The organism is Litorivita pollutaquae (genome assembly GCF_003205515.1).
Classification (GTDB): Bacteria; Pseudomonadota; Alphaproteobacteria; order Rhodobacterales; family Rhodobacteraceae; genus Litorivita; species Litorivita pollutaquae.
Window position 1 is genome coordinate 337,374 of sequence record NZ_KZ826483.1, and the last position, 20,717, is coordinate 358,090.

The 20,717-nt window shown below is 60.3% G+C and carries 21 protein-coding genes; 18 read left to right on the forward strand and 3 right to left on the reverse strand.

The features are described 5' to 3' along the window. Positions 1-5 precede the first annotated feature (5 nt). Positions 6-1,064 carry a YeeE/YedE family protein gene (locus tag DI396_RS08095; RefSeq protein ID WP_110795678.1) on the reverse strand — a complete coding sequence of 353 codons (1,059 nt, stop codon included), beginning with the start codon at positions 1,062-1,064 and terminating at the stop codon, positions 6-8. A gap of 324 nt (positions 1,065-1,388) precedes the next feature. Between DI396_RS08095 and DI396_RS08100 the strand changes: the two genes are divergently transcribed. The 3 genes from DI396_RS08100 to DI396_RS08110 all read left to right on the forward strand — a co-directional run bounded on the left by DI396_RS08100 (position 1,389) and on the right by DI396_RS08110 (position 4,182). Next, a complete protein-coding gene (locus DI396_RS08100; RefSeq protein WP_110795679.1) occupies positions 1,389-2,621 on the forward strand; it encodes an MFS transporter in 1,233 nt (410 codons plus the stop codon). Positions 2,622-2,845: 224 nt separating this feature from the next. Further along, positions 2,846-3,718, forward strand: coding sequence for a 50S ribosomal protein L11 methyltransferase (locus DI396_RS08105; RefSeq protein ID WP_110795680.1), 873 nt, complete (start codon positions 2,846-2,848; stop codon positions 3,716-3,718). A 119-nt stretch (positions 3,719-3,837) separates the two neighbouring features. Beyond that, positions 3,838-4,182 (forward strand): hypothetical protein, encoded by a 345-nt coding sequence (locus DI396_RS08110; protein ID WP_110795681.1) that lies wholly within the window; start codon positions 3,838-3,840, stop codon positions 4,180-4,182. Positions 4,183-4,358: 176 nt separating this feature from the next. Here the strand turns inward: DI396_RS08110 and DI396_RS08115 are convergent, their stop codons facing one another. After that, a complete protein-coding gene (locus tag DI396_RS08115; protein ID WP_110795682.1) occupies positions 4,359-4,562 on the reverse strand; it encodes a DUF1127 domain-containing protein in 204 nt (67 codons plus the stop codon). A 380-nt stretch (positions 4,563-4,942) separates the two neighbouring features. Here DI396_RS08115 and ruvC point away from each other — a divergent pair, with 380 nt between their 5' ends. The 15 genes from ruvC (at position 4,943) to folD (ending at position 19,770) form a co-directional block, all read left to right on the forward strand. Beyond that, on the forward strand, positions 4,943-5,461 hold the full coding sequence (gene ruvC, locus DI396_RS08120; RefSeq protein WP_110795799.1) for a crossover junction endodeoxyribonuclease RuvC: 519 nt from the start codon (positions 4,943-4,945) through the stop codon (positions 5,459-5,461). Next, positions 5,458-6,144 (forward strand): Holliday junction branch migration protein RuvA, encoded by a 687-nt coding sequence (gene ruvA, locus DI396_RS08125; RefSeq protein WP_110795683.1) that lies wholly within the window; start codon positions 5,458-5,460, stop codon positions 6,142-6,144. The genes ruvC and ruvA overlap by 4 nt, the downstream gene beginning before the upstream one ends. Before the next feature lie 3 nt (positions 6,145-6,147). Next, positions 6,148-7,176, forward strand: coding sequence for a Holliday junction branch migration DNA helicase RuvB (gene ruvB, locus DI396_RS08130; RefSeq protein WP_110795684.1), 1,029 nt, complete (start codon positions 6,148-6,150; stop codon positions 7,174-7,176). A gap of 157 nt (positions 7,177-7,333) precedes the next feature. Next, the gene (locus DI396_RS08135; protein WP_204362813.1) at positions 7,334-7,957 is read left to right on the forward strand and encodes a hypothetical protein; all 624 of its coding nucleotides are present in this window, start codon (positions 7,334-7,336) and stop codon (positions 7,955-7,957) included. Positions 7,958-8,031: 74 nt separating this feature from the next. Then, entirely contained in the window at positions 8,032-8,418 is a 387-nt protein-coding gene (ybgC, locus tag DI396_RS08140; RefSeq protein WP_110795685.1) for a tol-pal system-associated acyl-CoA thioesterase, read from the forward strand. 112 nt (positions 8,419-8,530) lie between these two features. Continuing rightward, a complete protein-coding gene (gene tolQ / locus DI396_RS08145; RefSeq protein WP_110795686.1) occupies positions 8,531-9,226 on the forward strand; it encodes a protein TolQ in 696 nt (231 codons plus the stop codon). 1 nt (position 9,227) lies between these two features. Next, positions 9,228-9,704 (forward strand): protein TolR, encoded by a 477-nt coding sequence (tolR, locus tag DI396_RS08150; protein WP_110795687.1) that lies wholly within the window; start codon positions 9,228-9,230, stop codon positions 9,702-9,704. A 10-nt stretch (positions 9,705-9,714) separates the two neighbouring features. Then, positions 9,715-10,875: an energy transducer TonB gene (locus DI396_RS08155; RefSeq protein WP_235851786.1), complete on the forward strand. Its 1,161-nt coding sequence runs from the start codon at positions 9,715-9,717 to the stop codon at positions 10,873-10,875. Next, complete coding sequence (tolB, locus tag DI396_RS08160) at positions 10,872-12,197, forward strand: Tol-Pal system beta propeller repeat protein TolB (RefSeq protein ID WP_110795688.1); 1,326 nt, start codon at positions 10,872-10,874, stop codon at positions 12,195-12,197. The genes DI396_RS08155 and tolB overlap by 4 nt, the downstream gene beginning before the upstream one ends. A gap of 248 nt (positions 12,198-12,445) precedes the next feature. Further along, positions 12,446-12,955 carry a peptidoglycan-associated lipoprotein Pal gene (pal, locus tag DI396_RS08165; RefSeq protein ID WP_110795802.1) on the forward strand — a complete coding sequence of 170 codons (510 nt, stop codon included), beginning with the start codon at positions 12,446-12,448 and terminating at the stop codon, positions 12,953-12,955. Between the two features lie 11 nt (positions 12,956-12,966). Next, complete coding sequence (locus DI396_RS08170) at positions 12,967-13,821, forward strand: tetratricopeptide repeat protein (RefSeq protein ID WP_204362814.1); 855 nt, start codon at positions 12,967-12,969, stop codon at positions 13,819-13,821. Next, positions 13,818-15,149 (forward strand): tRNA lysidine(34) synthetase TilS, encoded by a 1,332-nt coding sequence (gene tilS / locus DI396_RS08175; protein ID WP_328588338.1) that lies wholly within the window; start codon positions 13,818-13,820, stop codon positions 15,147-15,149. The genes DI396_RS08170 and tilS overlap by 4 nt, the downstream gene beginning before the upstream one ends. Before the next feature lie 218 nt (positions 15,150-15,367). Beyond that, a complete protein-coding gene (ftsH, locus tag DI396_RS08180; RefSeq protein ID WP_110795805.1) occupies positions 15,368-17,281 on the forward strand; it encodes an ATP-dependent zinc metalloprotease FtsH in 1,914 nt (637 codons plus the stop codon). Between the two features lie 322 nt (positions 17,282-17,603). Then, the gene (locus DI396_RS08185) at positions 17,604-18,209 is read left to right on the forward strand and encodes an MOSC domain-containing protein (protein ID WP_110795806.1); all 606 of its coding nucleotides are present in this window, start codon (positions 17,604-17,606) and stop codon (positions 18,207-18,209) included. A 640-nt stretch (positions 18,210-18,849) separates the two neighbouring features. Further along, positions 18,850-19,770 carry a bifunctional methylenetetrahydrofolate dehydrogenase/methenyltetrahydrofolate cyclohydrolase FolD gene (gene folD / locus DI396_RS08190; RefSeq protein ID WP_110795807.1) on the forward strand — a complete coding sequence of 307 codons (921 nt, stop codon included), beginning with the start codon at positions 18,850-18,852 and terminating at the stop codon, positions 19,768-19,770. Positions 19,771-20,103: 333 nt separating this feature from the next. On the opposite strand, the gene DI396_RS08195 is transcribed toward folD, so the two are convergent. Next, complete coding sequence (locus tag DI396_RS08195) at positions 20,104-20,544, reverse strand: PaaI family thioesterase (RefSeq protein ID WP_235851787.1); 441 nt, start codon at positions 20,542-20,544, stop codon at positions 20,104-20,106. Positions 20,545-20,717 lie beyond the last annotated feature (173 nt).

Here is a 20,717-nt window from a genome sequence, read left to right on the forward strand (position 1 = left end):
CCTGCTCAGGCAGGAGCGAGGTTGCGTTGATCCAGAAAAATATCGGTCGCCATCGCGCCGATCCACATGCAAAAAAGCGCGAGCCATGCGGTGCCGGCAAAAATCGATCCGCCGGTGACGCCCGCACCTATGGCGCAGCCACCGGCCAGCATGCCGCCAAATCCCATGAGCGCCGCGCCCATCATCGCGCGGCGCATATTGCGTTCGCTTTCAAAGCCTTGGAAGGAAAATTCGCGTGCAAGGATCGAAGCAAGGAACGAGCCGACGACCACCCCCGGCACAAGCCCGATATCAAATTCGAGGACCGCGTTGCGATCAAGAAAATACATCAAAGTATGTGCTGACGGTCCTGTAAATGTTGCGCTTTCCACTTGCACCGGTTCAAAGGCGATCTGGCTGAGCGTGAAGGTCAACACCCATCCGACCGCCACAGCAAAGCCAACGCCGGAGGCAAAAACAAGCCGCGCCGCGCCGATGCGTTCTCGCCGCGAGATGATCAGGGCCAGTACCGCAATCGCCAACCCCAAGGCCAATCCGGCATATGCAGGCAGGCCAAACGCCGCGATCAAATCCATGTTGCGGCCGCCCGAGGTGATCCAAAGCCCGGCAAGCGTGTCCCGCAGCGGCGCGAGCCATCCGCCGAGGCTCATTTGTGCCACCACCGCAAAGATCAATCCCGACACCACCGAACGCAGGTTCCCCGTCGCCGCCAGAACCAGCAATCGCCCCGAACAGCCCCGCGCCATCACCATGCCCGCGCCAAAGATCAACCCGCCGATGATCGCGCCGGACCAACTGCCCGGCACGGCCATCATCCGCGCGTCTTGGGATTGCATGAGGCCCAACAGTTGTGCGCTTTGCACCCAGACCACCGCCGTCGAAAAGGTCAATAGCCAGACGGCAACACGGTCGCCCATTTGGCCACGGGCGAATTCAACCGTCGCCGCGCGCAGGCAAAACCGGGATCGTTGTGCGGCAATGCCAAAGATAAGTCCGGTGACAAGCCCCATAAGGGCCGCTGTCGGGGCTTCTCCGATACGTTCGACAAGGGGAAGAATATCCATTGGCAGTGTCCAATCGGGGCAGTGTGGGCGCGTGGCTGGAAACTGATAGCAACAACATATTCGAATTTCATTGATTCAGATCAGATTGCACCACTCGGATGCGGGCCTCCTGGGGGGCACGTGGGGCAACACGGGCGCGCGTGGGGTAGCGGTTCGGGCACCGATGAGGCCCACCAACAGTGGGGGGTGTTCCGATCCGGCGGGTGTGCCAATCCGGCACCGCGAAGGGCGCGCTGCCTTTGGGTTTTGCCGCAGATTTCCGGCGGATTGAGGCGGGGTCTTTACGGCCTCGTCAAGCTGGCGGTTTGGGCGTAATCAAACCGCATGAGTCGTTCTTTTCCCCTTTCTGATGCGGCAGATTTGCCGCGATGGCGCCGCCCGATGACTTTGTTGTTCGTCATGGCAGCGCTCATGCCTGTGGCGTTTTCCACTTGGTCGGCGCTGCTCAATAACTTTGTGATCGAGGTGGCGGATTTTGACGGGCAGGACATCGGCATCTTGCATTTCGTACGTGAAATACCGGGGTTTTTGGCGATCGGCGTGATTGCCATCATCATTTTCATCCGCGAACAGGTGGTGGGGATCGTGTCGTTGATCCTTCTCGGGGTGGCCACGGCGCTGACCGGTTTCTTCCCTTCTTTGGGGGGGATTTTGACCCTGACCATGCTCAGCTCGATCGGCTTTCATTATTACGAGACGGTCAATCAGTCGTTGCAATTGCAATGGCTCCCCAAGGACCGCGCGCCACAGATTTTGGGGCGGCTCTTGGCGATGGGATCGGCGGCGACGGCGGTTGCCTATGTGCTTATTGTGATGACCTGGCGGACATATGATTTGAGTTATAGCACGGTGTATATGGTCGCCGGCGGGGTCACGGCGGCGGGGGGCTTGTTTTGCCTGATCGCCTACCCCGTCTTCGAAAGCCCGCATCCGCAGGTCAAGAAAATGGTGCTGAAGCGGCGCTATTGGCTCTATTATGCGCTGCAATTCATGGCCGGTGCGCGGCGGCAGATTTTCATGGTCTTCGCCGGTTTCATGATGGTCGAGAAATTCGGGTATGAGGTGCATCAATTGACCTTGCTTTTCCTGATCAATCTGGCGGCAAATATGGTGCTTGCGCCGGTGTTCGGCCATGTGGTGGCGCGGTTTGGCGAGCGGCGGACCTTGATGTTCGAATATACCGGATTGATCGGGGTGTTTCTTGCCTATGGCGGTGTCTATTATTTCGGCTGGGGCGTATTGGTGGCGGCGGGCCTCTATGTGGTTGATCATATTTTCTTTGCGCTGGCTTTGGCGCTTAAGACCTATTTTCAAAAGATCTCTGATCCACAGGACATCGCCCCCACGGCGGCCGTGGCGTTTACCATCAACCACATTGCAGCGGTGGGGTTGCCGCCGGTTCTGGGGTTTATGTGGATGATCTCGCCGGTGTCGGTTTTTGTCACGGCGGCGGTGATGGCGGGCGTTTCCTTGGTTTTGGCGGTCTTGATCCCGCGCCACCCCGAAAAGGGCAATGAGACGGTGCTTAGCAAATATATTTCGGCGCCTGCCGGATAAGCGCAGCCGTTCTGGCCACCGCCATGGCGCCCACCATGGGCAGACATCCTTGCCCATGGCGGGCTGTTCGCCGTGGCTGTCGCAACGGATATGTGGCGGGCGAAGCGTGGAAGTGGAACAGGGCAGAGCCTGCGCAGATATGCCTGCAAAAGGCAGCGGGCAGTTGACCCCGCGAGCGCATCGGCCTAGGCGAACGACAGAGCATTCATTCGCCGGAGAGAGCCATGCCGACCTTTACCGCCCTGACCACCCTGCTTGGAAAAGAGCCCGCCGAAGCGCTGGGCCTTGCGATGGAGCGGTTGAGCCCCGAACCCACCGGAGTCGGGGTGTTCGAGATCGAAGACGATAGAGGTCTTTGGGAGGTCGGCGGATATTTCACGCAAACGCCGGATGAGGCAGGGTTGGCCTTGCTCGCGGCGGCCTATGGCGCGAAACCTTTCGTGGTGTCGGAATTGCCCGAAACCGATTGGGTCGCCAAGGTCAAACGCGAATTGTCCCCCGTCGAAGCGGGCCGGTTTTTTGTCTACGGCAGCCATGATGCCGATCAGGTGCCAGCAGATTGCGAGCCGCTGCTCATCGAGGCGGCGATGGCCTTTGGCACCGGGCATCACGGCACCACGCGCGGCTGCCTTGAGGCGCTTGACCGGCTGGATACCGGCGGATTCACGGGGCAAAGCGTGGCGGACATCGGATGCGGCACCGCCGTGTTGGCGATGGGTGCGGCGCGGATCTGGCCAAACCCTGTGATTGCATCGGATATTGACGAGGTGGCCGTCGAGGTGGCCGATGCCAATGTCATTGCAAACGATCTGAAAGACCGTGTGATTTGCGTCGAGGCCGCAGGGTTCGGGCATCCGGATTTGGCCGCCCGCGCCCCCTTTGATCTGGTCTTTGCCAATATCCTCAAAGGTCCGTTGATCGACCTCGCCCCCGACATGGCGGCACATATGACGGATGGGGGGTATGCGATTCTGTCGGGGATTTTGCATGCTCAAGCCGATGATGTGATCGAGGTTTATGCACGATCTGGCATCAATCTCATCCACCGTGCAGAGATTGGTGACTGGACGACGCTAACGCTGCAAAAAAACGCCTGACAGAAACCTGTATTCGGCCTAACTCTCAGGGAATGACACATTATTGCCTCATTCTGACGTTACCTACGGTTAAGTGATAATTGTATGTATGTCCGGTTTTTTTTACACGGGAGAGAAACATGGCTGATAGTTTTGCAGATTTTGATACACGACTGAGAAAAATTGATCGCACCCAGCGCAAGATGCAGGGTGGCTACACGACCCATGTGGGGCGAGACGGGTTGATCGTGGTGCGTCCGCGTCGGAGCGGTGTGCGGCTCCCGCTCAAGGGGATGATGATCCTTGCGCTTGGTTTCTTCGGATTTAAGGGTGCGCTATTGGCACATCTTGGCCCGCAAACCTATGCCGATAAAGTTGCTGTTCTCGAACTTGGATCGCCCGTGGAGCAATTTGGCGCTTGGGCGATGGTGTCCGATCCCGCAACGCAGGTGATTGCCCGCACGTTGAGCCCCTATTTGCGCTAGAAGCTTTGCCGCAGAGATGCCGCCCCGTGAGCGGCGCGCTGTGCAACGTCATACTTGATCTCGGGTCTTCATTTGTGCCTGACATATTTAGCCCAGATATAGAGCCATAAAAAAACCGCCCCGGCCAAAAGCCGGAGCGGTTTTTTCGTCCAAGATCGCGCTGTCGCGCGTGGACGTCAGAAGATGGATGTTCGGGAGGTGATTTCGGCGCGGGACAGGCCGATATCATCAAGTTGTTCGTTGGACAGGGCCAACAACATGGCGCGGGTTTTGCGCGCCTCAAATACGTCGCGGATCAATGCAACGCTGCGCACGGCGACATAGGCGGCGCGAGAAATCGAACCCGACAGGGCGGTGGCGTTTGTGTGCGTGGCCGACATGGGACAGCTCCTTTAAACTATATGCGAAAACGCGTCTTGGACGATGCGTAACGCCCACATAGGCGCGCGTCTGGCTTTCCACCACTCGTTGTTTTCGCATATCGCCCATGCGTTGTGCGCATTGCTCAAAAATGAGGCATTTGCATGAATTTTGCTTTATTTTATTGAACGCAGGCGCGATGGCGTTCTGCGGCGGTTTTGCGACATGTTCATTCGCCGATCTCACGATATGCGCAATTTTCTTGGCCTATGTTCTCGTTTCGTGCTAACGCGAAGTTGCAACGTCACTGTGCGCATCGGTCCCCTTGGGCGCCTTGGTGCGGATAGGGGGCGGCATAAGCAAACGCACGCGTAAATCGCGGCAAGGGTAGGGCAGAATGATCAGGGTTTTGGGCATTGACCCGGGATTGCGCAACATGGGCTGGGGCGTGATCGACGTGGACGGGAGCCGTTTGAGCCATGTGGCGAATGGCACCTGTCATTCGCTTGGAAAAGATCTTGGCGCGCGGCTTTTGTCCCTGCATACGCAATTGACCGATATTGTTGGTCGCTATCGCCCCGATACGGCGGCGGTCGAGCAGACCTTTGTGAACAAAGACGGTGCGGGCACGCTGAAGCTTGGCCAAGCGCGCGGCATTGCATTGTTGGTGCCCGCGCAGGCGGGGCTTACGATTGGCGAATATGCACCCAACTCGGTAAAGAAAACCGTGGTTGGCGTTGGTCACGCCGCCAAAGAACAGGTGCAGCATATGGTCAAAATGCAGCTTCCGGGGGCCGATCTAACCGGCCCTGATGCGGCGGATGCTTTGGCGATTGCGATTTGCCATGCGCACCACACGGCGTCCTCCGGTGCTTTGGCGATTGCAATGGCGGCGGCGGATGCGAGGGTGCGGGCATGATTGGCAAACTATCGGGCCGCATAGATCACCGCGCCGAGGATCACATTTTGCTCGACGTGCGGGGCGTTGGGTATTTGGTCTATTGTTCGGACCGGACGATGGCGGCGTTGCCGGGTGTGGGCGAGGCCTGTGCGCTCTTTACCGATTTGGTGGTGCGCGAGGACTTGATGCAGCTTTTCGGCTTTCCGACGTTGTTGGAAAAGGAATGGCACCGGCTTTTGACCTCCATTTCCGGCATCGGGGCCAAGGCGTCACTTGCGATCCTCGGAACACTTGGCCCCGAAGGTTTGGGCCGCGCGATTGCCTTGGGCGATTGGAATGCGGTCAAAGCCGCCAAGGGCGTTGGCCCGAAAACCGCGCAGCGCGTGGTGATGGAGTTGAAAGACAAAGCCCCCAGCGTCATGGCAATGGGCGGCACCTTAATGGCGGCCCAAGGCGAGGAAGCGGCCGAGGTTATCGATGCGGGGGATGCGCCGGTGCCGAAACCTGCGGCTCCACCCCAACCCGCCGCCGGCAGCGCCACGATGGCGGCGCAATCCGAGGCGCTTTCGGCGTTGACAAACCTCGGCTATAGCCCGTCCGAGGCGGCGCGCGCGGTGGCCGAAGCGGCAGGCGAAGCGCCCGATGCGGCAACGCCGGACTTGATCCGCGCTGCGCTCAAGCTATTGGCGCCGAAGGGGTAAATTATGGACGCACCGGACCCGACATTGCGCCCCGAAGGATTGGCCGACGACAATGACCGCGCCCTGCGTCCGCAGGAATTGGATGCGTTCATCGGCCAAGAAGAGGCGCGGGCAAATTTGAAGATTTTCATCGCATCGGCGCGGCAACGCGGCGTCGCGATGGATCATACCTTGTTCCATGGTCCTCCCGGATTGGGTAAAACCACATTGGCGCAGATTATGGCGCGCGAATTGGGGGTGAATTTCCGCATGACCTCGGGGCCGGTTTTGGCCAAGGCGGGGGATTTGGCGGCGATCCTCACCAATCTTGAGGCGCGCGATGTGTTGTTCATCGACGAAATTCACCGGCTCAACCCGGCGGTGGAAGAGGTGCTTTATCCCGCGCTTGAAGATTTTGAATTGGATCTGGTGATCGGCGAAGGGCCGGCGGCGCGCACCGTGCGGATCGAGTTGCAGCCTTTCACCTTGGTCGGGGCGACGACGCGGATGGGATTGTTGACGACGCCTTTGCGCGACCGGTTTGGTATTCCGACACGGTTGCAGTTTTACACGGTTGATGAGTTGCATGAGATCGTGACCCGCAATGCCATCAAGCTGGGTGCGCCATCGGACAGCGGCGGGGCGCGCGAGATTGCCAAACGGTCGCGCGGCACGCCGCGGATCGCGGGGCGTTTGCTGCGCCGGGTGGTGGATTTTGCCATTGTCGAAGGTGACGGGCGGGTGACGCAAGAGATCGCGGATCACGCATTGACGCGGCTCGGGGTGGATCATTTGGGTTTGGACGGCGCGGACCGGCGGTATTTACGGCTGATCGCGGAAGCCTATCAGGGCGGGCCGGTGGGGATCGAGACGCTGTCGGCGGCGCTCTCGGAAAGCCGTGATGCATTGGAAGAGGTGATCGAGCCGTTCTTGTTGCAACAAGGGTTGATCCAACGCACCCCGCGCGGGCGGATGCTGGCTCAGGCGGCGTGGACACATTTGGGTATGGCGGCGCCACAGGTACGCGGCGGCGGGGATCTGTTCGACGGCTAGAGTTGCTGCGGGTGGGCGCCAAAGTACCGGGCGGTCTATTGGGCGGATGCCGGAGCCTCCGGCGGGGATATTTAGAGAAAGCAGAAAGGGGCGGCGGGTTTGCGGCCACTTGAAGCGCTGCGCGGATTTGCGGTAGAGGGCGTGCATGGATGCATTGATGACCCCCGCCGAAGTTGAGAGCCATTTTACCCGCAGTGACGGCAGCTTTGCCTTTGCCCGTTGGGGGCGGCCGATTGTGCCGATTGTGTTTGGCGTGGATGATGCCAGCCTGTCGGTGATCAAGGGCGCGGTCGAGGCGGTGGTTGCGTTGGCCGGGCATAAGATGGCCGAGACCGATCCCGAATTGGGGGCGAACCTGCTGTTTTTCTTTGTGGCGGATTGGAGTGAGCTTCGCGGTGTCAAAGACCTTGGCGAAATGATCCCTGACCTGACCTCTGTGGTGGCGCGGCTTGAGGCGGCCGGAGCGAGCCAGTATCGGGCGTTCCGGTTTGATGCCGATGGGGCGATCCGCGCCTGTTTTGTGTTTTTGCGGATGGATGCAGAATTGGCGGCGATGCCGGCAGAGGATTTGGCCTTGGGGCAAGCGGCGCAGGCGATTTTGCTTTGGGGAGATCGCGCTTTTGCGACGCGCGCGCCCTTGGCGCGGCTTGAGGACGGGCGCACGGTTTTGCGGCCCGAGGTCGGCGCGATGATCAAGGCCGGATATGATCCGGTGTTGCCGAATGCGGATGCTGACAAAAGCCTGGCGCTGCGGCTTTATGCGCGGATGATGGCGGGGTGAGAGAGGCGGTTATGGACATGCTGCGGTGCGGGGCTTACCGTTAGGCCAAGACATATTTCGCCACAGGTCCGCCCATGCATAGTTTTCCGATCCGCGTCTATTACGAAGATACCGATATGGCCGGTATCGTCTATTATGCCAATTATCTCAAATACATCGAGCGGGCGCGCAGCGATTGGGTGCGCGATTTGGGCATTGACCAAAACCAGATGCGCGAGGCCGAAGGATTGGTTTTTGCGGTGCGGCGTGTCGAAGCGGATTATTTGATGCCTGCCAAGTTTGACGACGAATTGCAGGTGACCACCTCGATGGGGCAGGTCACGGGCGCCCGATTGGTATTGGAGCAACAGGTGTTGCGCGATGGCGCGCTGTTGTTCTCGGCGCAGGTGACGCTTGTGGTGATCAACGCGGCGGGCCATGCGGCGCGTCTTCCGGCGAATATCCGCCGGAGGGTGCACTAACCGCGCCAAAGCGCGCGGTTATGACGACATCGTGTTGGCTTTCCCCGCTGACATGCGCTAATCTTCCTGCATAATAAGGCCCGTAAACGAGGCCGCAAAAAAGAGCAGGCAGATGGAAGCAGAAACTCTGGCTTTGGCGCAGGAGATTGATTTCTCCTTGTGGGCCTTATTCGCACGCGCCACAATCACCGTAAAACTTGTCATGCTGTTGTTGATCGCGGCGTCCTTTTGGTCGTGGTCAATCATCGTGCAAAAATGGCTTCTCTACCGCAAGGCGCGCAGTGAGGCCGAAGAATTTGATCGGGCCTTTTGGTCGGGCGAGCCGTTGGATGCGCTGTTTGATGACATCGGGGCCGATCCGGAGGGGCATGCGCAAAAGGTCTTTGCCGCCGGCATGACCGAATGGCGGCGCTCGCATCGTGAAGATGGCAATTTGATTGCCGGGGCGTCGGCACGGATCGACCGGTCGATGGATGTGGCGATCGCCAAAGAGGCGGAAAAACTGCAAAGTGGTTTGACGGTTCTGGCGACGGTCGGATCGATTGCGCCTTTTGTGGGTCTGTTCGGGACGGTCATGGGGATCATGAATGCCTTTATCGAGATCGCAGCGCAGCAAAATACCAATTTGGCCGTTGTCGCGCCGGGGATTGCCGAGGCGCTTTTGGCGACCGGGCTTGGGTTGCTTGCCGCGATTCCGGCGGTGATTTTCTATAATAAGCTCACCTCGGATGCCGATCGGTTGATCGCCGGTTACGAGGCCTTTGCCGACGAGTTTTCCACCATCCTCAGCCGCCAGTTGGACAGCTGATATGGGGGCGGGTGTCATGCAAAAAACGGGCGGCGGCGGGCGGCGGCGGCGTGGTCGCGGACGGTCGCGCCCGATGGCCGAAATCAACGTTACGCCGTTTGTGGATGTGATGTTGGTGTTGTTGATTATTTTCATGGTCGCCGCGCCGCTTATGACGGTTGGGGTGCCGGTGGAATTGCCAAAAACCGCCGCCAAGGCTTTGCCCGGCGAGACCGAAGAGCCATTGACCGTAACCATCACAGCAGAGGGAGCGGTCATGTTGCAAAAGACCCCCGTTGCGGTGGGGGAGTTGATCACCAAGCTGACCGCGATTGCGGCGGAGCGCGAAGGCGACCGGGTGTTTTTGCGTGCGGATGGGGCGGTGCCCTATGCGCAGGTGGTCGAAATCATGGGCGCGATGAATCGTGGCGGATTTTCCAACATCGGTTTGGTGACGGAAACCGGCGGGCCGACGCTTACGGGCGACGCGGGAAACTGAGGCGCAAAAGGTGCTGCATAAAGAGCATATCGGCTATTATATCTCCGGTGCGGGTCATATCGGCCTGATCGGGTGGATGGTGTTTGGCGGTTGGCTTAGCCCCGCGCCGGAGCCTGTGGAGGTTTCCGAGGTCTCGGTTATTTCCGGGGCGGAGTATGCCGCATTGGTGGCCGAGGCCGCCGCACCGAAAGCGGTGTCGGAGGCTCCGCAAACGCCCAGTCCGGCTACGGCAGAGACGGCGCCCGAGGTGCCGCGCGAAGATGTCACAGAGGTGCCAAATGCGGTGCCTGAGCAGATCCCCGCGCCCGAGCAAGACACGGCGCCGGATGTGACGCAGATCGCGCCGCCGCCTGCGGCCGATGCGCAATCGGAGGCGCCTGATGCGCCGGCTTCTCCGCCGGTCGATATCGCGGTGCTCGCCCCCGATATTTCCCCGCGTCCCGCGCCGCGTCCGGTGCCGCGTATCGCGCCGGAGCCGGTCGCACGCCCCGCGCCGGAGACCGAAATTGATGATGCGGTGCGCGACGCTGCAGAGCCGCAAGAGCAAACGGAGGCCCCGGCGGAAGACCGGCAAGAGGCGACCGCCCCCGAAGAGGCCGCCGTCGAAATCGCCGTGGAAAACGAGAAGCCGCAAGCCGCGCCTTTGACGTCGTTGCGTCCGAAACCGCGTCCGCAGCGGACAGCTGAAACACCGGTCGAATCATCCGTAGACAAGCCTGCGGAGACCGCTGCCAAACCGGTTGTGCGCGATGCGGTCAGGGATGCCTTGGCCGAAGCCATGGGCGCGGCGGGCGCAGAGGGTGGGGCAACTTCGGACACAGGTGGCAGCGGTTTGGCCGCGAACGGCCCGCCCCTGACAGCGGGCGAGCGCAACGATCTGCGCGTGGCGGTGTCGAGCTGTTGGAATGTCGGGGCTTTGTCGTCGGATGCGATGCGCACCACGGTGACCGTGGCGATGTCGATGTCCGAAGATGGCAAACCGGTGATGAATTCGATCCGCCTTGCCGGGTTCGAGGGCGGCACGTCGGCGTCGGCGAACCAGGCCTTTGATGTGGCGCGGCGGGCGATTATCCGCTGCACCAAGAGCGGATACAACTTGCCACGGGACAAATATGCCCAGTGGCGCGACATTGAAATGACCTTCAATCCCGAGAAGATGAGGCAAAGATGAGTAGACTTATTGCGATATGGTTGATGGCGGCGGCGGTGTTCATGGCACCGGTGGCCCATGCGCAAACCGGTCCGCTAAAGATCGAGATTACCGATGGGGTCATCGAACCTTTGCCCTATGCGGTGCCGGATTTCGTGCCCGAAAGCGGAGCGGCGTCCAGTATGGCAAAAGAGATCGCCCGCGTCGTCGCAGCAGATCTCAGCGGCACGGGTTTGTTCCGCGAGGTGCCCAAGGAGGCATTCATCAGCCAGATCACTTCTTTTGCCTCGCCGGTAGAGTTCTCCGATTGGAAAGCGATCAATGCACAGGCCTTGATCACCGGCGCGGTGGATGTGGCATCGGGCGGCAAATTGGTGGTGAAGTTCCGGGTTTATGATGTCTTCGCCGGACAGGAATTGGGCGGCGGATTGCAATTTGTCGGCACACAGGACGGATGGCGCCGCATGGCCCATAAGGTCGCCGATGAGGTCTATAGCCGGATCACCGGCGAGGGCGGGTATTTCGACAGCCGCGTGGTGTTTGTGGCCGAAAGTGGCCCAAAGAATGAACGTAAGAAGCGCCTCGCTATCATGGATTATGACGGCGCGAATGTGCAATATCTGACCGACAGCCGGTCGATTGTTCTGGCGCCGCGGTTTTCGCCCACGGGCGACCGCGTGCTTTACACCAGCTACGAAAGCGGTTTCCCGCGGATCTATGTTCTGGATGTCGCCTCGGTGGGCAAACGCGTGTTGGAAAGCCAAGAGGGCACCATGAGTTTCGCGCCGCGCTTTGCCCCCGATGGGCGCACTGTGGTCTATTCGCTGACCCAAGGCGGCAACAGCGACATTTATACCATGGATATCGCCAGCGGCGCGTCGCGGCGGTTGACCTCAGCGCCGTCGATCGAGACCGCGCCGAGCTATTCACCAGATGGGCGCTCGATCGTGTTTGAAAGCGACCGCAGCGGCAATCAGCAACTTTATATCATGCCCGCGACGGGCGGCGAAGCGAAGCGGATCAGCTTTGGTCAGGGGCGCTATGGCACGCCGGTCTGGTCACCGCGCGGTGATTTGATCGCCTTCACCAAGCAAAGCAAAGGCCGGTTCCATATCGGTGTGATGCGCACGGATGGTTCCGAAGAGCGGCTTCTCACGGCTTCGTTCCTTGACGAAGGGCCGACATGGGCGCCCAATGGCCGCGTGATCATGTTCACCCGTGAAACCCAAGGGGCCGGCGGGCAAGCGAGCCTGTATTCGGTGGATATCACCGGGCGGAACGTCAAACGCGTGCGCACCGAAGGCGGTGCATCCGATCCGGCATGGTCGCCGTTGCAAAAGTAACGGTGTGGGCAATCCGTCCCGACCGGGGCGGGGCGGCACCGGGATTTTGCACGGGATCATGTGCGAAGTTGGCGTTTTGAATGCTGCTTTGGATGTGGTAAACAAGGTGAAACCGCTGCGGCGCCGCAGGTCAGGTCAGGTCAGGTTAGGCCGGAGCGGGACGGCGCAATGAGACGAACGACACATGCGGCGGGCCGGTGGGGCGCGCTGCGGTAATGACAAAGCAAAGACCTATGTGGGGCACAGACATGAATTTCTTGAGCAAAGCGCTTTTCTTGACGCTGGGGCTGTCTTTGGCAGCTTGCACCAATCCGGACCGGTTTGGCACAGATGACACCGTGAACTTGAATGGAAACGGCGCTGCGGTCGCGGGATCGGCATCCGATCCGACCTCGCCGCTGTATTTCCAACAAACTGTCGGGGACCGCGTGCTCTTTGAGGTGGACCAAGCCACGCTCAATGCCGGCGCCCGCAGCGTATTGGACGGACAGGCCGCGTGGCTTTTGACCAATAGCGATTATGCCGCCGTGATCGAAGGTCATGCCGATGAGCAGGGCACCCGCGAATATAACCTCGCGTTGGGGGCACGGCGTGCGGAAGCAGCGCGTGAATATCTCGTGTCTAAGGGGATTGCTGCATCGCGCCTCAAGGTGCTGTCCTACGGTAAGGAGCGCCCGATCGAGATTTGCAGCGCCGAGGCCTGCTATGCCAAAAACCGCCGCGCCGTGACGATCCTGTCGTCCGGTCTGTCGAGCTAGGGGCGCCTTCCATGACCCGTTTTTACGGCTCTGCCGTGGCTTTGGTGTTCAGCGCGGTGATCGTGCTGGGCGTGCCGGTGCCGGTTTCGGCACAGCAAGCCGATGCGGCGACTTTGGCCGATATTCGCCAAGAACTGACCGTGCTTCATGTTGAGATGCAAAAACTCAAACGCGAGTTGAGCACCACCGGAACCGCCAGCGGCGCGGTGGTCGGTGGTGGCGTGTTGCAACGGGTCGATGCGATCGAAGCCGAAGTGCAGCGGTTGACCGGAAAAACCGAAGAATTGGAATTTCGGATCAACTCGGTGGTCAAAGACGGCACCAACCGCATCGGTGATCTGGAATTCCGTTTGGTCGAACTCGAAGGCGGCGACGTCAGCAAACTGGGCGAGACCACAACACTGGGCGGACCTCTGCCCGAAGCGCCGATTGTCGATGACGGCGGGTCGGGCGATGTGACCGTGGATGAGGGCGCACAAATGGCGGTCGGTGAGGTGGCCGATTTCGAGCGCGCCGAAGCCGCGCTTGCCGAAGGTGATTATGCCACGGCCGCCGAGTTGTTCTCGGTCTTTGGTGAAACCTATTCCGGCGGGCCGTTGGGCCTCAAGGCACAGGTTCTATTGGGCGAGGCGCGCGAAGGCATGGATGATCTGACCGGCGCAGCGCGGGCCTATCTGGCGGCGTTTTCCGCCGCGCCCGATGGGGTAGAGGCGCCGGATGCTTTGTTTCGTTTGGGCCGCACCTTGGGCCGCTTGGGGCAAACCGAAGAGGCCTGTGTGACCCTGTCCGAAGTGGGTGTGCGGTTCCCCGGTGCGCCGAGCGTGCTTGAGGCACAATCGGTGATGCGCAATCTGGGCTGCCTTTGACCGGCACGGACCTCCTGCTCATCGAGCGGGTGCGATCTGCCTTGCAGCCGCGCCCGCCGTCTCGCATCGGGGTCGCGGTTTCCGGTGGGTCCGACAGCGCCGCCTTGCTGCATTTACTCCATGATTTTGCCTGCGATGAGACTGCCCATGGTCGGCACATTGCGTTGCGCGCTGTGACCGTAGATCATGGGCTGCGTCCGGAATCTGCGCAAGAGGCCAAGGCCGTAGGCGAGATGGCCGAGGCGCTCGGGGTTGCGCATGATATCCTCAAATGGACCACATGGGACGGGACGGGTAACATGCAAGATTGTGCCCGCCGGGCGCGGTATAGATTGATGGCCGACTGGGCGGCGTCCCATGATATTCACCACATTGCGCTTGGCCATACGGCGGATGATCAGGCCGAAACCGTTTTGATGCGGCTTGGCCGCGCGGCGGGTGTGGATGGTTTGGCCGCAATGTCACCTCGGCGGCGGATGGGCGGCGTGACTTTGCTGCGCCCGCTCTTGACGGTGCGCCGGGCGGCATTGCGCAAACACCTGCAGGCGCGCGGCATTGCGTGGATCGACGACCCAAGCAATGACAACCCGGCCTATGAGCGGGTGCGGGCACGGCGCGCCCTGCGCACCGGCGAGGCGGGATTGAGCGTCGAAGCTCTGTGCACAGTGGCGCAGAATATGGCGATGGTGCGCGAGGCCTTGGGGTGGCAATGCTTCACCGCCGCGCGCAATCACGTGCGGTTTGATGCGGGCGATGTGGTGATTGCGCGGCAGGGGTTTCGTGCGCTTCCGGTCGAGGTTTCGCGGCGGATTTTGCACGACGCCCTGCGTTGGGTCTCGGGGGCGGAATACGGCCCGCGTGGACCGGCGATGGGCCTGTTGCTGGAGGCGCTGCGCGGCGGCACGGTCATGACCTTACACGGCTGCCAGATTGTGCCAAACGGCACAGAGATCCGGATTTTCCGCGAATTTCAAGCGGTGCGTGCCTTGGATCAGGGCTTCGATCCTTCGGGGCAGGCGCTATGGGACGGGCGGTGGCAATTGAATGCTCCGCAGGGCGTGTCTGCCGATGGGCTTCGTTTGCGTGCTTTGGGAGAGGCCGGGCTTGCCTATTGCCGGCGGTGCCGTGCCAAGGCGGAAACGCAGGCGCGGGCCGCCGGTCAGGTGCCGCCGCCTGCGCCTGCTCGCCCCCATGCGGCCCTCATCGCCAGCCCCGCTGTGTGGCGCGGCGACGCGTTGGTGTCGGCCCCGTTGGCGGGATGTGCCGAGGGCTGGACCGCAGAGCTGCGCCGCGAAACCGAAAGCTATTTCACCGGCTTTTTGGAATGATCCTGTGAGGGGGGCGAGATGAAAACGCTTGCGGACCCTGCGGACATGCGCCCTGCAGGCAGCGATTGTTTGCGACAATCAGCCGCGAAGGGCGCTCGTTTGGGCAAATAGACACTGTTGTGCGGCCTGCCGCATTGAAGATGGCGTGATGATCTCTATTTATCATCCAAGCCCCATGTGATAGGCGCAGGGTTAAGAGATTTCTGAGGAGAGTGTCGTTGGGCAACGCGAAAAATATCGCCTTTTGGTTGGTTCTGTTCTTGCTGATTTTGGCGCTGTTCAACCTGTTCAGCGGGTCGGGCAATACATTGCAGAGCCGTGAGAGAGGCTATTCCGAATTTGTTACGGCAGTGGACAGCGGTAATGTCGCCCGCGCGGTGATTGATGGGGAGCAAGTGCGATGGACCGGATCGGACAGCAGTGATTATGTCACCATCGTGCCCGAAGGCACTGATGTTGCTGATAAACTTCTCGCCAAGAACGTGCCCGTCACGGCCAAGAGCCAGGAACAATCAACCTTTCAGGCCTTCTTGCTTTCGATCTTGCCGTTCCTTTTGCTGATCGGGGTGTGGATTTATTTCATGAACCGGATGCAGGGCGGCGGCAAAGGCGGCGCGATGGGGTTTGGCAAATCCAAAGCCAAGATGCTGACCGAGAAATCGGGCCGTGTGACCTTTGATGATGTCGCGGGCATCGATGAAGCCAAGGAAGAATTGGAAGAGATCGTTGAATTTCTGCGCAACCCGCAGAAATATTCGCGCCTTGGCGGCACGATCCCCAAAGGCGCGCTGCTTGTTGGCCCTCCGGGCACGGGTAAAACCCTTTTGGCGCGGGCCATTGCCGGCGAGGCGGGCGTGCCCTTCTTTACCATTTCCGGTTCGGATTTTGTTGAAATGTTCGTGGGTGTCGGCGCAAGCCGTGTGCGCGATATGTTTGAACAAGCAAAGAAAAACGCGCCTTGCATCGTCTTTATTGACGAGATCGACGCCGTTGGCCGGCATCGCGGTGCCGGATATGGCGGCGGTAATGACGAGCGTGAACAAACGCTCAACCAATTGCTGGTCGAAATGGACGGCTTTGAGGCCAATGAAGGCGTGATCATTTTGGCGGCGACCAACCGCCGCGATGTTCTGGACCCGGCTTTGTTGCGTCCGGGCCGGTTTGACCGTCAGGTTACGGTGCCGAATCCCGACATCAAAGGTCGCGAGAAAATCCTTTCGGTGCATGCGCGCAAAACGCCGCTTGGGCCGGATGTGGACCTGCGCCTTATTGCGCGCGGATCGCCGGGGTTCTCCGGCGCGGATCTGGCCAACCTCGTCAATGAGGCGGCTTTGATGGCCGCGCGCGTGGGGCGCCGTTTTGTCACGATGGTGGATTTCGAAAACGCCAAAGACAAGGTGATGATGGGCGCCGAACGCCGTTCGATGGTGTTGACCGCCGATCAAAAAGAGAAAACCGCCTATCATGAATCCGGCCATGCGATTGTGGGGCTGACCTTGCCGAAATGTGATCCGGTTTATAAGGCGACGATTATTCCGCGCGGTGGTGCATTGGGCATGGTGGTTTCCTTGCCCGAGATTGACCGCTTGAACTGGCATAAATCGGAATGCGAGCAGAAGTTGGCGATGACGATGGCCGGTAAGGCCGCCGAAATCCTCAAATACGGCGAGGATGAAGTGTCGAACGGCCCGGCCGGCGATATCCAACAAGCCAGCAGTCTGGCACGCGCTATGGTGTTGCGTTGGGGCATGTCCGACAAGGTCGGCAACGTCGATTACGAGCAGGCGCATGAAGGCTATAACGGCAATGGCGCTGGTGGATTCTCGATCTCGGCCGCGACCAAAGAGCTGATCGAAGATGAGGTCAAACGGATGATCGACGAGGCCTATGCCACGGCCTATCGCATTCTGACCGATAAAAAGGACGAATGGGAACGTTTGGCGCAGGGCCTGTTGGAATACGAAACCCTGACCGGCGAAGAGATCGAACGCGTGGTGCGCGGCGAGCCGCCCCACAAAGGGTCGGATGAGGATGACAACGGCAGTGCGCCCTCGGTGACTGCGATCCCGAAAACCAAATCCAAACCCAAGGCGACGCCGCCTGCAGGTGATATGGAGCCAGATCCGGCCTAATCGTCTGATCACGCGCATAACGATTTTAATCCCGGGGCCTATTATAGGCTCCGGGATTTGCGTTTGTGCCCTGCGCCGGATTTGATCGGGGCGCGGTGGAGCCATGTAATGCGCGGTGCCTTCGCGTCTGGTCCAATTGAAGTATCGAAGGCCGATGCGCGAATGGTGGGTGTTTTGCCGTTCTGGCGCTGCAGTTGGCGGCGCGCGCGGCGGATACCGCCAAGATCATGTTCGACCGGCATGGCGGCAATCACGTTTCGGCATTGGCATTGCGCAGGTGGACGGTCTAACCTTGGCACATTGTTCAATATTGGAGCTATCTATGCCGGCGCTATTGCCCACTGATTTTACCGCGCGTGTGACATGGATCGGCCGTGTCACCGATCGCAAGGCGCGGCTCGCCTCTGCCCCCCTGCAAGAGGCGCAACTCGTCTTTGGTGGCATCGAGGGAGAGGCCCATGGCGGGATCACCCGCCCGTCCTGCAGCCGCGTCATATCGCAATATCCACGTGATACCGAGATCGCCAATGTGCGGCAGCTTTCCGTTGTCTCCGCAGAGGAGCTGGCCGCGACGGCAGCAGCAATGGGGGTGGACCATCTTGAACCAGCGTGGATTGGGGCATCGATCTGCCTTGAGGGGCTGCCGGACTTGACGGCGTTGCCACCGTCCTCGCGATTACAGGCGCCGTCGGGGGCGACCTTGGTGATTGATATGGAAAACCGTCCCTGTATGCTTCCGGCCAAAGAGATCGAGGCTAGTTATCCCGGTAAGGGAAAATTGTTCAAATCGGCGGCCAGGGGGCGGCGCGGTGTCACGGCATGGGTCGAGGCAGAGGGGCAGTTGCGACTGGGCGATGAGCTACGTTTGCATATCCCCGACCAACCGGTTTGGCCTCATCTGGCCGCCGCGCGGGCGCGAACCGCATAGGGCGCAGCCAGGTCCAGGTGTTGCGCGGTAGGACGGCCGTTCGCGCCGGATTTTTAGGGGGCACCCATCTCTCGCACGCCATGCCGCGAGACAAAAAAACGCCGCAGCACCGAGGGATGGCGGGCTGCGGCGTTGAACGCGCGGGGCAGGGTGTTTTGCGGGTCAGGGTCGGGACAATCCTGTAAATGCCGCGCCCCCGCGCGGTGACGGGGAGACAATTACACCAAGAGCACCAGTGCAGATGCACCAAGGCCCAAGGCAAAGCCGGTGAAAATCGTGACGGTGGCGGAAGACATGGTGTTTCCTTTCTTGTTTAGGGCGGGGCCAATGCATCCTATCGCAGGCCCGTTGTTGAAATAGAAACGTATCCGCGCGGTAAAAAGTTCCATTTTTGCAAAAATAATTCTCTGCTGGCGCAGTTAGCGCCGCATGAAAACACGTAGGCCTGCACCTGCGCAGCGATTGGTCGGCGGGGTGGCTGCTGCACGGCTATGGGTTTGCCGCGTGAAAGGGGAGGCTTGCGGGTTGATATGCGCCGCGTGATGGCGCAAAAGGGCGGCGTATCTCGCACTGCTCTGCGATGATCCTGCTGCCGATTTGCCTTTGCGCTGCGCAGGGGCCTGCCAAGGAGATGTCCTTCATGACCACCACCCCCCACCGAACCGCACATAAAATCGATGGCAAAGCCTACGCTGCCGCCTTGCGCGAAACCATAGCGACCCATGTGGCGTGGCTAAAAGAAGTGCATGGGGTGACCCCCGGTTTGGCGGTGCTTCTGGTCGGTGAAGACCCGGCCAGCCAAGTTTATGTTCGCAACAAGGGTGTGCAAACCGTGGAGGTCGGCATGAACAGCTATGAGCACAAGTTGCCCGCAGATGTCAGCGCGGCCGATCTTTATGCGCTGATAGACCGGCTGAACGCGGATCCGGCGGTGCATGGAATCCTGTGCCAATTTCCAGTGCCGGAGCATTTAAGCGAGACAGAGATCGTGGCGCGCATTGATCCGGCCAAGGATGTGGACGGGCTGAGCGTGGTCAATGCAGGTCTGTTGGCCAGCGGGCAAAAGGCGATGGTGTCCTGCACGCCGCTTGGATGTTTGATGTTGTTGCGCGATCACTTGGGGTCGCTGTCCGGAAAATCGGCGGTGGTGATCGGGCGCTCGAACCTTGTCGGTAAGCCGGTGGCGCAATTGCTGCTGCGCGACAGCTGCACCGTGACCATCGCCCATAGCCGCACGGCGAACCTTGAAGAGGTGGTGCGCGGGGCGGATATCGTTGTGGCGGCGGTGGGGCGGCCGCAAATGGTAAAGGGCAGTTGGCTCAAACCCGGTGCGACGGTGATCGATGTGGGTATCAACCGCATTCCGGCACCCGAACGCGGGGCCGGAAAAAACCGGCTTGTCGGAGATGTGGATTACGACAGCGCCGCACAGGTTGCCGGAGCGATCTCGCCGGTGCCCGGCGGGGTTGGTCCGATGACGATTGCCTGCCTTTTGGCCAATACCGTCACCGCCTGCTGTCGCAGCAATGGGTTGGCCGAACCCGAGGGATTGTCGGTCTAAACAGCGTCCGCCCGCTGCCTTTCGGCCTGACGCTGCGACGCGCGGCGCAAGGGCCGAGGGGACAACGCGGCAGGCGTATTGCCCGCCGGTGGGCGCGGGGTGAGTGTGCGCTCATTTTGGCGGTACACACCCGCAATCGCCTGCCACCGCCGCGCTGGGGCGACGGGGGGCACGATGCTTTGAGGAGCGTGGCAGATTTGATGTCCCGGTCAGCCGTAGAGTCCATAAAGATTGCCACAGGATTTATCGTCAGGGGTGGTGAGCCCGAACGATTGCGGCCACGAGCGCGCGGGGCACGTGCATGGGGATTGGTGGCATGTGGCGATCGGTAGGTTAGTCACCGGGAACCGGCACCATTGTGCCTTGCAATAGGGCGATCAAGACCTCTTTGCCATCCTGATGCGCGAAGACTTCGGCTTGCGTGATCATCAAACGGCGACCGGCTTTGACGACCTTTCCGACCGCGCGCAGCGGCCCACCGGTACAGGGCGAGAGCAAATTGATCTTCATTTCGGCGGTCAGCACCTCCATGCCATCCTCTATCATGCTGAGGCAAGCATAGCCCGCCGCCACATCCCCCAAGGCAAAGGTCAACGCCGCGTGGCCAAAGCCATGTTGTTGGCGCAGGCTTTCAACGATGGGGCACTGTAAAACGCAATGCCCCTGCGCCAGCTCATTGATCTGCGCTTGCATCGTGGTCATCATCGTTTGCGCGGCAAAGCTTTGTTCAATCTGGGCGCGTTTGGCGGTGCTGATAGGGGTGGGCATATCCATGGCAATTGGTCTCCTTGTAGGGCGGATTGGCCGATTATAGCCGTATGATTACCGTTGCGTCACCGGGGAAACGAGGGAAAAATATGAATCTCTCGGGTTGTATCTACTTAGCGTCACGTGCAGATTAATGAACGTGAATATTTCTTAAGGCCTTTGGGTAAGGTACCGTTTCG

Coding starts and splice junctions, on each gene's coding strand:
- DI396_RS08095 (WP_110795678.1), bottom strand. CDS start 1,064: ATGGATATTCTTCCCCTTGTCGAACGTATCGGAGAAGCCCCGACAGCG.
- DI396_RS08100 (WP_110795679.1), top strand. CDS start 1,389: ATGAGTCGTTCTTTTCCCCTTTCTGATGCGGCAGATTTGCCGCGATGG.
- DI396_RS08105 (WP_110795680.1), top strand. CDS start 2,846: ATGCCGACCTTTACCGCCCTGACCACCCTGCTTGGAAAAGAGCCCGCC.
- DI396_RS08110 (WP_110795681.1), top strand. CDS start 3,838: ATGGCTGATAGTTTTGCAGATTTTGATACACGACTGAGAAAAATTGAT.
- DI396_RS08115 (WP_110795682.1), bottom strand. CDS start 4,562: ATGTCGGCCACGCACACAAACGCCACCGCCCTGTCGGGTTCGATTTCT.
- ruvA (WP_110795683.1), top strand. CDS start 5,458: ATGATTGGCAAACTATCGGGCCGCATAGATCACCGCGCCGAGGATCAC.
- ruvB (WP_110795684.1), top strand. CDS start 6,148: ATGGACGCACCGGACCCGACATTGCGCCCCGAAGGATTGGCCGACGAC.
- DI396_RS08135 (WP_204362813.1), top strand. CDS start 7,334: ATGACCCCCGCCGAAGTTGAGAGCCATTTTACCCGCAGTGACGGCAGC.
- ybgC (WP_110795685.1), top strand. CDS start 8,032: ATGCATAGTTTTCCGATCCGCGTCTATTACGAAGATACCGATATGGCC.
- tolQ (WP_110795686.1), top strand. CDS start 8,531: ATGGAAGCAGAAACTCTGGCTTTGGCGCAGGAGATTGATTTCTCCTTG.
- tolR (WP_110795687.1), top strand. CDS start 9,228: ATGGGGGCGGGTGTCATGCAAAAAACGGGCGGCGGCGGGCGGCGGCGG.
- tolB (WP_110795688.1), top strand. CDS start 10,872: ATGAGTAGACTTATTGCGATATGGTTGATGGCGGCGGCGGTGTTCATG.
- pal (WP_110795802.1), top strand. CDS start 12,446: ATGAATTTCTTGAGCAAAGCGCTTTTCTTGACGCTGGGGCTGTCTTTG.
- DI396_RS08170 (WP_204362814.1), top strand. CDS start 12,967: ATGACCCGTTTTTACGGCTCTGCCGTGGCTTTGGTGTTCAGCGCGGTG.
- DI396_RS08185 (WP_110795806.1), top strand. CDS start 17,604: ATGCCGGCGCTATTGCCCACTGATTTTACCGCGCGTGTGACATGGATC.
- folD (WP_110795807.1), top strand. CDS start 18,850: ATGACCACCACCCCCCACCGAACCGCACATAAAATCGATGGCAAAGCC.
- DI396_RS08195 (WP_235851787.1), bottom strand. CDS start 20,544: ATGGATATGCCCACCCCTATCAGCACCGCCAAACGCGCCCAGATTGAA.